Origin of the sequence: Catenulispora pinistramenti (assembly GCF_018274385.1) — a bacterium.
GTDB classification, from domain to species: Bacteria; Actinomycetota; Actinomycetes; order Streptomycetales; family Catenulisporaceae; genus Catenulispora; species Catenulispora pinistramenti.
On the sequence record NZ_JAAFYZ010000025.1, the window covers coordinates 15,876 to 27,651 of the forward strand.

Sequence of the window (11,776 nt, forward strand, 5' to 3'; positions counted from 1 at the left end):
TGGCGGCCGTGCCGTTCGCCGCGGCGTCGTCGCCGCCGTTCGCACCGGTCCCGGCCGTCGATCCGACCTGCTCCTTCGTCGCCAAGCGGGGTCCCTCTCACTCCAGTGGGTTCGCCCAGTGTAACGACCGCTCTGTGGACATTGTTTCCCAGTCGGAGCAAGAACCAGCTCAGACCACCAGAAGCGTGAGGATTTCGGCCTCCGGGACCGCCTGTTCGAAACGCTCGCGTCCGTTGAGGAAGCCCAGTTCCATCAGCACCGACAGTCCCACCGGTTCCGCGCCGGCGTCGCGGACCAGGTTGGCCGCCGCGACGGCGGTGCCGCCGGTGGCCAGGATGTCGTCGACGATCATCACGCGTTCGCCCGGGGCGAAGGCGTCGCGGTGGACCTCTATCGTCGCGGTGCCGTACTCCAGGTGGTAGTCCTCGCGGTAGGTGGCGCGCGGGAGCTTGCCGGCCTTGCGGACCGGGACGAAGCCGACGCCGGCCGCCAGCGCCACCGGCGCCGCCAGGATGAAGCCGCGCGCTTCCAGCCCCGCGACGCGGGTGGCCCCGGCCGCGCGCACCTGCTCGGCCATCGCCGCGACCACCGGGGCGAACGCCGACGGGTCGCCGAGCAGCGGGGTGATGTCCTTGAAGACGACGCCGGGCTGCGGGTAGTCCGGGACGTCGAGAATGCGAGTGGCGAGGACCTTGGACAGGTCCTCGCCACTGGGGTTTTCGGGGAAGCTCACTCCGGGAGCTTACCCTGCGCGATCACCGCTTCCGGCCCTCCCGAAGGGGGGGCGGTGGCGGTGCCGCGCCGCGCCTCACCGCCGCTTGCCGCTGGGCCGGTTCCGCCCGCGATCCCCGCGCACCGGCTGGTTCCGCGGCCCACGCGGCACCTCGCGCCCGGAGCCCTCGGCCGCGCCGGCCGCCTCCAGGTCGTCCCCGTCCCCGGCCCCGGCGAACCCGGGAGCGAGCCGGTCCTGCGTCGGCACCCCGCTGCGCTCGGCCCTGGCTGCCGCCTTGTTCTGCGCGCCCAGCGCCTTGCGCTTCAGCGTGCGCATCTCCGGCTCGCGCTCCTTCAGGTCGGCCAGCAGCGGCGTCGCGATGAAGATCGAGGAGTAGGTGCCGACCGCGATACCGACCAGCAGGGCCAGCGCCAGGTCCTGGAGCACGCCCGCGCCGCCGCTGACCACGGTGCCCGCGAACAGCAGCGAGGCCACCGGGATCAGCGCGATCAGCGAGGTGTTCAGCGAGCGGATCAGGGTCTGGTTGACGGCCAGGTTCGCGGCCTGGGTGTAGCTCTGGTCGGTCTTGGCCGAGCCCAGGCCCTTGGTGTTCTCCCGGACCTTGTCGAACACCACGACCGTGTCGTAGAGCGAGTAGCCCAGGATGGTCAGGAAGCCGATGACCGTGGCCGGGGAGACCTCGAAGCCGATCAGGGCGTAGATACCGGCGGTGATCACCAGGTCGTGGATCAGGGCGATGATGCCGGACAGCGCCATCTTCCACTCGTAGAAGACCGCCAGGTACAGCATCACCAGCGCGACGAAGATGATCAGACCCTCGATCGCCTTCTGGGTGATCTCGTGGCCCCAGGAGCCGGAGACCAGGGTGACCCCCACCGCGTTCGGGTCCTTCGCCCCGCTGTCGGTGGCGATCACCTGGCGCACCTGGGCCAGTTGGTCGGAGCTCAGCGGGGTGGTCTTGACGATGATGTGCTTGCCGGCGGTGTCGGTCGAGGTCTGGACCGTCGGGTCCTTCACGATCGCGCCGACGCCGTCCTGGATCTTGCTGACGGTCTCGCTGCTGGAGTTCGGCGCCACGATGTCGAACTGCGACCCGCCGCGGAAGTCCAGGGTGAAGTTCAGTCCGAGCGTGAGCAGGGACACGATCGAGATGAGCAGAAGCGCCCCGGACAGGCCGTACCAGCGCTTCTGCTTGCCGATGAAGTCATAGGAGACCTCGCCGCGGTACAGGCGGTTGCCCCAGCTGTTGTGGGCGGACATCAGGCTTCCATCCCTTCCGCAGAGCCCCGGCGGGCTGCGGCGCGGCGGTCGACGATCGTCTGGCGGATGCCCGGCGACTTCTTGACGCCCAGGCGGTTGGGGTCCAGGCCGGACCACGGGTGTCCGTCGTTGAAGAACTTGCGGCGGGCCAGCAGCGTGACGATCGGCTTGGTGAAGGTGAACACCACCACGATGTCCAGCAGCGTGGTCAGGCCGAGGGTGAACGCGAAGCCCTTCACGGTGCCGACCGAGACCTCGTACAGGACGAAGGCGGCCAGGAAGGACACGAAGTCCGAGGAGATGATCGTCCGGCGGGCCCGGACCCAGCCGTGGTCCACGGCGGTTCGCAGGGTTCTGCCTTCCCGCACCTCGTCGCGGAGCCGTTCGAAGAAGATGACGAACGAGTCCGCGGTGATGCCGATCGCGACCACCAGACCTGCGACACCGGCCAGCGAGAGCCGGAAGCTGATCGCCGAGCCCAGCAGGCTGACCAGGGAGTAGGTCAAGATGGCGGAGATCACCAGCGAGGACACCGCGACGATCGACAGACCGCGGTAGTACGCGATCAGGTACAGGATCACCAGCACCATGCCGATGCCGCCGGCCACCAGACCCGCGGCCAGCTGGTTACCGGCCAGCGAGGCCGAGATCTGCGAGACGTTGCCCTGGTCGAAGGTGATCGGCAGCGAGCCGTACTTCAGCACGTTGGCCAGGTCCTGGGCCTGCTTCTGGGTGAAGGTGCCGGTGATCCGGGCGTTGCCGTCGGTGATCGGCTGCTGCACGGTGGCCGCGCTGTAGACGGTGCCGTCCAGGTCCACGGCGAACTGGCCGCCGTTGCCGTTCAGCTCGGTGGTGACCCGGCCGAAGTCCGCGGCGCCCTTGCTGTTGAAGGACAGGTCGACTTCCCACTGGCCGGTCAGGAACGCGTTCGAACCGCCGGCGGTGACCGCGTTGGCCGAGGCGCTGGACAGGTCCTTGCCGTCCACGTCGGCCGGCTCCAGCAGGTAGGGCTCGTGGCTGGTGAAGTCACAGCCGACCGAGAACTGGTTGGCGGCGAACATGCTGCCCAGGGTCGTCGGCGGCTTGGTGCAGTCGATGGTCTCGTACAGGTTCAGCGCCGTGGCGTTCGGCGTGCTCTCCTTCACCGTGCCGTCCGGCGCGGTGGCCGGGGCGGACGGGGACGCGCTCGGCGAGGGAGCCGGGGACGACGGGTTCGACGCGGGGGTCGAGGGCGTGGACGCCGCGCTCTTGGAGCCGCTGGCCGTGGCCGAGCTCTTGGAACTGGCGGTCGACCCGGTCGAGGAACCCGACGGGGTGTCGGAGCTGGCGACGTCGGAGTCCTTCAGACCCTGGTCGGCGACCCGGTGCTGGGTGGACGAGGAGGTGCCCGAAGGGGTGCTCGGGGTGCTCGCCTTGGACGAGGAGGGTGTCGTGGCCGAAGAGCCGCTGCTCTTGGACGACGGCGGGCTGGACTCCTTGGAGCCGGCCGAGCCGGACGGCGTGGTGGCCCCGGACGGGCTGGGCGTCGGCGAGGACGGCGTCGCGGTGGGCGGCGCCACGGTGCTCCGGGCCGGGATCCCGTACTGCGTCGGGTCGGCGACCACCACGCGGAAGTACAGCTTCGCGGTCTGGCCGAGCTGCTTGAGCAGCTCCGAGGAGTTCTTGCCGGGCAGGTCGACCTCGATCGCGTTGTTGCCCTGCTTGGTCACCTCGGCCTCGGACACACCCTGGCCGTTGACCCGGTTCCGCATGATCTGCAGCGCGGTGTCCATGTCGCCGGTCGCCGGGGCCTTGCTGCCCTGGGCGGTCATCGTCATCGTGGTGCCGCCGGCCAGGTCGATGCCGAGCTGGGGGGTCTTGTGCCCGGTGCCGATCATGGTGCCGACCAGCGCCATGATGACGGCGGCTAGCACCGTCAGGGGGGTCCAGGGGCTCGTCTTGCGGTTCCGGGACCGCGGAGCCTTCGATCCGGCCAAGGGATTCGTCCGTCTCTTCGTGTCGTGTCGTGTCCGGCGCCGGCGCGTCGGTCACACCCCACGCCGCCCCGCCGCCGGGACCGGTAGTACACGGTCCGTGGCGGCGGTGCGACCTTACAGGTTTTCGGTGAGGAAACCTTTTCCGTTGCCGAGCCTTTTCGCGACAGCGGTCACGACTTCGCCGGCTCGGCGTCCTTGACCTCCCCAGCCGGCTTGAGGTCGGTGGCCTCATCAGCGGTCTCGTCAGCGGTCTGGTCGGACTCGGCCGGGACGGAGTCCTGGGCCTGGGCCGGCACCGCGTCCTGGACGGAGTGCTTCTCAGCCGCCGGGGCGTCGCCGATGCCGCCGGGGGTCGGCGCGTCCTCAGCCGACTCGGCGTCCTCGGCGCTGTCCTGCGCGACGTCCTCGTCCTCGAGGATGACGCCGACGATCGCGGGCTTGCCGAACTTGATACGCGTACCCGGGGTGGTCTCCACGATGGCCCAGTCGTCACCGACCTCGACGATGGTGCCCATGATCTGGGCCGTGGTCCGCACGTAGGCACCGGGCTGAAGGTGCTGCTGCATGTCGGACTGCTGCGATCGCGCCCGCTTCTGCGGCCGGATCATCATGAAGTAGAACATGGCCCCGATCAGGACGATCCAGATCAGGAAAACAGGAGATCCCATAGGTGTCGCTGGTCCTTGTTGAAGACCGCCGGCGCCGGGCCGGGAGGTCGCTGATGGGCGGTGGGGGGCACCGCCCGACTCGCGGGAGTTTATGCGAGCCGATACGCCCCGAACAACGGTCTGGGGCCTTCGGCCGGTTCCCGTGACCCAACGTAGTCGAAATCATCCGGAACTTGTGAACCGCAGCGGGCCCCGAGCGCCGTAAGTCGCCTGGTGGGACTCCCGAGAACGATGTTGTCGCACCGCCTGGCGTGATATGCCCGATATCAAGCGGTAATCGGCGCGCTTCACCTGATCACGGGGCGCTGAGGCCGAAATGCGCCCACGCCGCGGCGGTCGCGATACGGCCCCGCGGGGTCCGCGCGAGCAGGCCCTCGCGCACCAGGAACGGCTCGGCCACTTCCTCGACCGTCTCGGACTCCTCCCCCACCGCCACGGCCAGGGTGGACAGCCCGACCGGGCCGCCGCCGAACAGCTTGAGCAGCGCGTGCAGCACGGCGCGGTCCAGCCGGTCCAGGCCGCGCTCGTCCACCTCGTAGACGGCCAGCGCGGCCCGCGCGATCTCCAGGTTCACCGCGCCGTCGGCTTTCACCTCGGCGTAGTCGCGCACCCGCCGCAGCAGCCGGTTCGCGATCCGCGGGGTGCCGCGCGAACGCCCGGCGATCTCCTTCGCGCCCTCGGCGTCGATGCGCACGTTGAGCAGGCGCGCGGAGCGGTTGACGACGTACTCCAGGTCTTCGGCGGAGTAGAACTCCAGATGCGCGGTGAAGCCGAACCGGTCGCGCAGCGGCGCGGGCAGCAGGCCCGAGCGCGTGGTGGCGCCGACCAGCGTGAACGGCGGCAGCTCCAATGGAATCGCGGTCGCCCCGGGCCCCTTGCCGACGATGACGTCGACCCGGAAGTCCTCCATCGCCATGTACAGCATCTCCTCGGCGGGCCGCGACATCCGGTGGATCTCGTCGAGGAACAACACCTCGCCCTCGGCCAGCGAGGACAGGATCGCGGCCAGGTCGCCCGCGTGCTGGATGGCCGGCCCGGACGTGATCCGGATCGGTGTCGCCATCTCATTGGCGATGATCATCGACAGCGTCGTCTTCCCCAGCCCGGGCGGCCCGGACAGCAGGATGTGATCAGGCGCCGCCTCCCGCATCCGCGCCGCGTCCAGCACCAGCGACAACTGATCGCGCACCTTGGGCTGCCCGACGAACTCGGCCAGCCGCTTGGGCCGCAGCGCCGCCTCGGCCGCCTGCTCCTCGGCATCGCCGCTGACGGCGGTGCCGGAGACGAGGCGTTCGGTTTCCTGTTCCACGGCGGCGGTTCTCCTGGGGGTGTGCTCGGGACGGACTCGGGGTCCATCGTGTCAGGGGGCTCCGACTGAAGCGATGGCCGACCCCCGGCTACTTCTTCATCGTCCGCAAAGCAGCCTTCAACAACGGCCCCAGCTGAACCGTCTGCCCGGCCGCCTCCTGCTCCGCGGCCAGCGGGCTGACCGCGGTGACCGCGTCATCGGCCTCCCGCGCCGACCAGCCCAGGCCGGTCAGCGCCTCGAGCAGTTGAACGCGCCACGAGCCCAGGCCGGCGCGGCTCCAGCCGTTGTGCGTCTGGCCCGGGACGGCGCCGGTGGGCGGGCCGAGGCGTTCCTTGAGTTCCAGGAGCAGGCGCTGGGCGCCCTTCTTGCCGATGCCCGGGACCTGGGTCAGGGCTGCCTCGTCACCGGTCATGAAGATGGTGCGCAGGGTGTCGGGCGAGTGCACCGAGAGCATGGCCTGGGCCACCTTCGGGCCGATGCCGCTGGCGGTCTGCAAGAGTTCGAAGGTGGCGCGCTCGTCGTCGGTGGCGAAGCCGTAGAGGGTCAGTGAGTCCTCGCGGACCACCAGGGCGGTGAAGAGTTTCGCCTTCTCCCCGACGGTGAGGGCGGCCAGCGTGCCGGGGCCGCAGTGCACGAGCATGCCCACGCCGCCGACCTCGACCACCGCGCCGGTCGGGGTCACCGCGGCCACCGGGCCGGATACGAAGGCGATCACGCGCCACTCCTCACTGCTGTGCTCATGACTGTGCTGTCCTCATGTCTGTGCTGTCCTGGTGAAAGGGGCTCACCGGAAAGCGGCTCACCGCTGCTTCGCGATCGCCGCGGCCAGCCGGTTCTGCGCGGTCCCGCGCCAGATGTGGCAGATGGCCAGGGCCGCGGCGTCGGCGGCGTCGGCCGGCTTGGGCGGCCCGGCCAGCCGCAGCACCCGCGCCACCATGGCCGCCACCTGGTCCTTGTCGGCCCGCCCGGATCCGCTGATCGCCGCCTTGACCTCGCTCGGCGTGTGCAGCGCGACCGGCAGTCCGTGCCGGGCGGCCACCAGCATCGCCACCGCGCTGGCCTGCGCGGTGCCCATCACGGTCCGCACGTTGTGCTGGCTGAAGACCCGCTCGACCGCGACCGCCTCCGGCCGGTGCTCGGCGAACCACTCCTCCAGCCCGGTCTCGATGGCCAGCAGCCGGCGCGAGAGGTCCATGTCCGCCGGGGTGCGGATCACGCCGACCCCGACCAGCGTCAGCGGCCGCCCGGGCGTGCCCTCGACCACGCCCACGCCGCACCGCGTCAGTCCCGGATCGACCCCCAGCACCCGCACGCGCGACCGACCTCCGTTGCGACAAACAGCAGTTCTCTTTTGGAGGGAAGCCTAGCGGCGCGGACGGACACAGCGACGGAGCCGGGCCGCCATCCGCGTGCCCGGCTCCGTGGGAGAGCGCGCCTGTCAGGCGTCGATCTTCTCCATGACGTCGTCGGAGACGTCGAAGTTGGCGTAGACGTTCTGCACGTCGTCGCTGTCCTCCAGGGCCTCGATGAGGCGGAACACCTTGCGCGCGCCGTCCTCGTCCAGCTCCACCTGCACCGACGGCAGGAAGGAGGACTCGGCCGACTCGTAGTCGATGTCCGCTCCCTGGAGCGCGGTGCGCACCGGGATCAGGTCGGCGGCCTCGCTGACCACCTCGAAGGCCTCACCGAGGTCGTTGACCTCCTCGGCGCCGGCCTCCAGCACCGCCAGCAGGACGTCGTCCTCGGTCAGGCTGCCGGACTTGGGGACGATCACGACACCCTTGCGGGTGAACATGTACGACACCGAGCCCGGGTCGGCCATCGAGCCGCCGTTGCGGGTCATGGCCACCCGCACCTCGGAGGCGGCGCGGTTACGGTTGTCGGTCAGGCACTCGATCAGGACCGCCACGCCGTTCGGGGCGTAGCCCTCGTACATGATGGTCTGCCAGTCGGCGCCGCCGGCCTCCGCGCCGGACCCGCGCTTGACCGCGCGGTCGATGTTGTCGGCCGGGACCGAGTTCTTCTTGGCCTTCTGGACCGCGTCGAAGAGCGTGGGGTTACCCGTCACATCTCCGCCGCCGGTCTTGGCGGCGACTTCGATGTTCTTGATCAGCCGGGCGAACAGCTTGCCGCGCTTGGCGTCGATGACCGCCTTCTTGTGCTTGGTGGTCGCCCATTTGGAGTGGCCGGACATTACCCCTGCTCCCTAACTACGAATTCATTCAGGCCGAGCCGCGGTCGGTCACCATCGCCACGAAAAACTCGTGGACCCGGCGGTCCGCGGTCAGCTCCGGATGGAAGGACGTCGCCAGCAGGTTTCCCTGCCGGACCGCGACGATCCTACCGATTGCCGGGCCACTCGTGACGCGAGCCAGCACCTCGACACCGTCCTGGACGCTCTCCACCCAGGGCGCGCGGATGAAGACACCGGCCAATTCGCCGATGCCGTCGAAGGCGATCGGCTCCTCGAAGGACTCCGTCTGTCGCCCGAAAGCGTTACGCCGCACCGTGATCGGCAGCCCGCCGAAGGTCTCCTGACCGGCGGCGGCGTCGGTGATCCGGTCGGCCAGCATGATCATCCCGGCGCAGGTGCCGAAGGCCGGCATCCCGTCGGCGATCCGCTTGCGCACCGGCTCGAACATCTCGGCCGTGGTGGCGAGCTTCCACATCGTGGTGGACTCCCCGCCCGGCACGATCAGCGCGTCGACCGCCTGCAGGTCGTCCGGGCGGCGCACCAGCGCGCTGCGGGCGCCGATCGCCTTCAGGGCCGCGACGTGCTCGCGGAAGTCGCCTTGCAGCGCGAGCACGCCGATCATCGGGTCAGCCGTGGTCGCCATGCACTACCAGCCGCGCGAGGCGTAGCGCTGCTCGGCCGGCAGCGTGTCCAGGTTGATCCCGACGATCGCCTCGCCGAGGTTGCGGGAGACCTTGGCGATGAGGTCCGCGTCGTCGTAGTGCGTGGTGGCCTCGACGATCGCCTTGGCGCGCTTCTCCGGGTCGCCGGACTTGAAGATGCCGGAGCCGACGAAGACGCCCTCGGCGCCGAGCTGCATCATCATCGCGGCGTCGGCCGGGGTGGCGATGCCGCCGGCGGTGAACAGCACGACCGGCAGCTTGCCGGTGCGCGCGACCTCCTTGACCAGCTCGTACGGCGCCTGGTGGTTCTTGGCCGCCAGGAACAGCTCGGACTCGTCCAGCGTCGTCAGCCGCTTGATGTCCGAGCGCAGCTGGCGCATGTGCCGGGTGGCCTCGACCACGTTGCCGGTGCCGGCCTCGCCCTTGGAACGGATCATCGCCGCGCCCTCGGCGATCCGGCGCAGGGCCTCACCGAGGTTGGTGGCACCGCAGACGAAGGGGACGGTGAACGCCCACTTGTCGATGTGGTGGGTCTCGTCGGCCGGGGTCAGCACCTCGGACTCGTCGATGTAGTCGACGCCGAGCGACTGGAGCACCTGGGCCTCGACGAAGTGGCCGATCCGGGCCTTGGCCATGACCGGGATGGAGACCGCCTCGATGATGCCGTCGACCATGTCCGGGTCGCTCATCCGGGCCACGCCGCCGTCCTTGCGGATGTCCGCGGGCACCCGCTCCAGCGCCATCACCGCGACCGCGCCGGCGTCCTCGGCGATCTTGGCCTGGTCGGGGGTGACGACGTCCATGATCACGCCGCCCTTGAGCATCTCGGCCATGCCGCGCTTGACGCGAGCGGTGCCGATTTCGGGGGCCTGCGCGCTGGTCTCGTTCACGGACACGGTGGACCTCACAAGGGAAGGTGGATTAAATAACTGCCGGATGAGCGGACTGCCTCCGGAGCACCATCCTAGAGCGCGCGCAAGTGTGATCCACCTGACAATCTGGCCAGGTCAGGATGCGAGAGTGGACGGTGAGGCGGCTTGCGTCGGCTGGGACTCGTCAGAACCGCAGGTCTGTGACGGTCCTTACACCGGCTGTGCCCCTTACCGCCTGACGCTACCCGGCGGCCATTCCGCGCAAGCCGACCGGTTCCTCGTCGTCCATCTCGAACTGGTCCGGGAACGGCGCGTGCCCGGCCAGCCGGAACCACCGCACCAGCCGCTGCCGCCGCAGCACCCACGTGACGCGCACGGCGTCGTTGTAGAAGTGCCGCGACAGCTGCACCCGCCGACAGGCCGAGTCCAGCTCGACCAGCAGCGCGCCCCCGCCCGGCCGCTCCCTGAGCGCCAGGCTCTCCTTGGGGTCGTCGAAGACGTCGCGCAGCACCCGGGTCAGGTTCGTCTCCGCGAGGTCGCGGCTGTCCGCGGCGGCGTCGCGCGCGGTGTGCGCGGCGTCGTCGAGCAGGATCGACGCGGCCGGGTCCAGCAGGCGCGAGGCCGCCAGGTCCAGCGACACCGAGGCCCGCCGCACGAGCTGCGCGTCGAGCGCGGCCCAGGCCGCGTCGCGCCGGGTGTGCAGACGGTCCAGCCGGTTGGCGGTCCAGCTGAGGTAGAGGCCGATGAGCAGGACGACCGCTGCGGCGTAGACGAGGACGGACACGGTTGGTCAGCCTAGTGGGCCGGGGGCGGTCTGGGCCTCACTCAGTCCTGCGTAGCCCGCGCTCGATAGGCCGCGACGGTCGTCCGGCTCGCGCAGGCGTTGCCGCAGAAGCGCCGCGTACGGTTCCGGGACTGGTCCACGAAGTAGTTCCCGCACCCCGCCGCGGCGCAGCGGCCCAGGGTCACCGCCGGATCGCCGGCCGCGACCAGTGCGAGCTTCGCCGCGATGAGCTGGCCCAGCCAGCGTTCGGCGGGAGTGCCGTCGCGGCTGAAGTGGATGTGGAGGACGCCGTCGTGGTCGGACAGGTGCATCTCCGGCGGGTAGTCGCGCAGGAGGCGGTGGACCGCGTCGGGGGCGTCGCCGTCGACAAGCTGGGCAAGTGCCGTGGACACCAGCTCGGGGAGACCGCCGTAGGTGCCGTCGGGCGGCGGGACGACCTCGTGTTCGCCGAAGAACGCCGCGACCAGTTCGCCGTCCAGGTCCAGCGTGGCGGTGTTGGCCAGCTCGACCGCGAGTCGGGTCACGTTTCCTATGTAGTCACCGTATTGCACTTGACCGCCTACATCGCCGATTCCTACTGTAGGCCCCATGATAGCTGACACCACCTACATAGCCCGGCGCTTGTGGCTGCTCGGAGAGTGGGAGGCGGCGCTCGCCGCGCTGGCTCCCGACACCGAGTCGGAGTTGCGCGCCGAGATAGCCGTGGAACGCTGGTTCTTCCAGATGGCCGGGCACGACGAGGCCGAGCAGGCTGTCGCAGCCCTCGACCCCGCCTCGCCGACGGCCCAGGTACTGCGGGCGCGCCTGGCCTACAGCCGCCTGCTGTTCCGTCGCGACCCGCGTCCCGAGGACCGCGCCGACGCCGAGGCCGGATTCCGGAACGCGGTACGGGACGGCGACGAGGCCACGCGCGGCTGGGCCGAGTTCCACTGGGGATGCCTGCTCGACAACGTCGACGAGGACGCGGGCGGCGCGGTCCCGCACTTCGAGACGGCGCTCGAAGTCGGGGTGAAGGAGCGGGACGCGCTCCTGGAGTCCATCTGCGTCCGCCACCTGTCCGCGCACCGCGAGCCCGCGGAGGGTGTCCGGATGCTGCGACGCTCGCTCCACCTGCGCGCGGCGCTCGGCGCCCGGGCGCTGACCCTCGCGGCCCAGGCCGCGCTGGCCTCCGCGCTGCCCGAGGACGATCCCGAGCGCGCCGACCTGGTCGACACCTACAGCGTCGGGGCCGAGGAACTGCGGATCCGCTGGCTGCTCGGTGGTGCGACCGGCGACGCCGGCGACTTCGAAGCCTTCGAAGACTTCGAGGACTGAATCA

At 70.2% G+C, this 11,776-nt stretch carries 13 protein-coding genes; 1 reads left to right on the plus strand and 12 read right to left on the minus strand.

Going from position 1 to position 11,776, the window contains the following annotated elements:
* Positions 1-169: 169 nt before the first annotated feature.
* The 12 genes from KGQ19_RS10265 to KGQ19_RS51810 form a co-directional block, all read right to left on the minus strand.
* A complete protein-coding gene (locus KGQ19_RS10265; RefSeq protein WP_212008857.1) occupies positions 170-733 on the minus strand; it encodes an adenine phosphoribosyltransferase in 564 nt (187 codons plus the stop codon).
* A gap of 75 nt (positions 734-808) precedes the next feature.
* Complete coding sequence (gene secF, locus KGQ19_RS10270) at positions 809-1,993, minus strand: protein translocase subunit SecF (RefSeq protein WP_212008858.1); 1,185 nt, start codon at positions 1,991-1,993, stop codon at positions 809-811.
* Positions 1,993-3,906 (minus strand): protein translocase subunit SecD, encoded by a 1,914-nt coding sequence (gene secD, locus KGQ19_RS10275; RefSeq protein ID WP_212008859.1) that lies wholly within the window; start codon positions 3,904-3,906, stop codon positions 1,993-1,995. Before secD ends, secF begins: the two co-directional genes overlap by 1 nt.
* Before the next feature lie 233 nt (positions 3,907-4,139).
* A complete protein-coding gene (gene yajC / locus KGQ19_RS10280; RefSeq protein ID WP_212008860.1) occupies positions 4,140-4,637 on the minus strand; it encodes a preprotein translocase subunit YajC in 498 nt (165 codons plus the stop codon).
* A 295-nt stretch (positions 4,638-4,932) separates the two neighbouring features.
* Complete coding sequence (gene ruvB / locus KGQ19_RS10285; protein ID WP_212008861.1) at positions 4,933-5,946, minus strand: Holliday junction branch migration DNA helicase RuvB; 1,014 nt, start codon at positions 5,944-5,946, stop codon at positions 4,933-4,935.
* Between the two features lie 88 nt (positions 5,947-6,034).
* Positions 6,035-6,661 carry a Holliday junction branch migration protein RuvA gene (ruvA, locus tag KGQ19_RS10290; RefSeq protein ID WP_212008862.1) on the minus strand — a complete coding sequence of 209 codons (627 nt, stop codon included), beginning with the start codon at positions 6,659-6,661 and terminating at the stop codon, positions 6,035-6,037.
* Positions 6,662-6,745: 84 nt separating this feature from the next.
* Entirely contained in the window at positions 6,746-7,258 is a 513-nt protein-coding gene (gene ruvC / locus KGQ19_RS10295) for a crossover junction endodeoxyribonuclease RuvC (protein ID WP_212008863.1), read from the minus strand.
* 126 nt (positions 7,259-7,384) lie between these two features.
* Positions 7,385-8,140, minus strand: coding sequence for a YebC/PmpR family DNA-binding transcriptional regulator (locus KGQ19_RS10300; protein ID WP_194892606.1), 756 nt, complete (start codon positions 8,138-8,140; stop codon positions 7,385-7,387).
* 28 nt (positions 8,141-8,168) lie between these two features.
* Entirely contained in the window at positions 8,169-8,783 is a 615-nt protein-coding gene (gene pdxT / locus KGQ19_RS10305; protein WP_230418444.1) for a pyridoxal 5'-phosphate synthase glutaminase subunit PdxT, read from the minus strand.
* A 3-nt stretch (positions 8,784-8,786) separates the two neighbouring features.
* Positions 8,787-9,698 (minus strand): pyridoxal 5'-phosphate synthase lyase subunit PdxS, encoded by a 912-nt coding sequence (gene pdxS / locus KGQ19_RS10310; RefSeq protein ID WP_413562904.1) that lies wholly within the window; start codon positions 9,696-9,698, stop codon positions 8,787-8,789.
* 217 nt (positions 9,699-9,915) lie between these two features.
* Entirely contained in the window at positions 9,916-10,458 is a 543-nt protein-coding gene (locus KGQ19_RS10315; protein WP_212008864.1) for a LemA family protein, read from the minus strand.
* 41 nt (positions 10,459-10,499) lie between these two features.
* Positions 10,500-10,982: a CGNR zinc finger domain-containing protein gene (locus KGQ19_RS51810; RefSeq protein ID WP_212008865.1), complete on the minus strand. Its 483-nt coding sequence runs from the start codon at positions 10,980-10,982 to the stop codon at positions 10,500-10,502.
* A gap of 64 nt (positions 10,983-11,046) precedes the next feature.
* Here KGQ19_RS51810 and KGQ19_RS10325 point away from each other — a divergent pair, with 64 nt between their 5' ends.
* Positions 11,047-11,772, plus strand: a complete 726-nt coding sequence (locus KGQ19_RS10325) for a hypothetical protein (protein ID WP_212008866.1) — start codon at positions 11,047-11,049, stop codon at positions 11,770-11,772.
* Positions 11,773-11,776 lie beyond the last annotated feature (4 nt).

What these genes read in the sequence shown, in the direction of transcription:
- pdxT (WP_230418444.1), bottom strand. Translation starts at nt 8,783, where the DNA reads ATGGCGACCACGGCTGACCCGATGATCGGCGTGCTCGCGCTGCAAGGC.
- KGQ19_RS10325 (WP_212008866.1), top strand. Translation starts at nt 11,047, where the DNA reads ATGATAGCTGACACCACCTACATAGCCCGGCGCTTGTGGCTGCTCGGA.
- yajC (WP_212008860.1), bottom strand. Translation starts at nt 4,637, where the DNA reads ATGGGATCTCCTGTTTTCCTGATCTGGATCGTCCTGATCGGGGCCATG.
- KGQ19_RS10300 (WP_194892606.1), bottom strand. Translation starts at nt 8,140, where the DNA reads ATGTCCGGCCACTCCAAATGGGCGACCACCAAGCACAAGAAGGCGGTC.
- secF (WP_212008858.1), bottom strand. Translation starts at nt 1,993, where the DNA reads ATGTCCGCCCACAACAGCTGGGGCAACCGCCTGTACCGCGGCGAGGTC.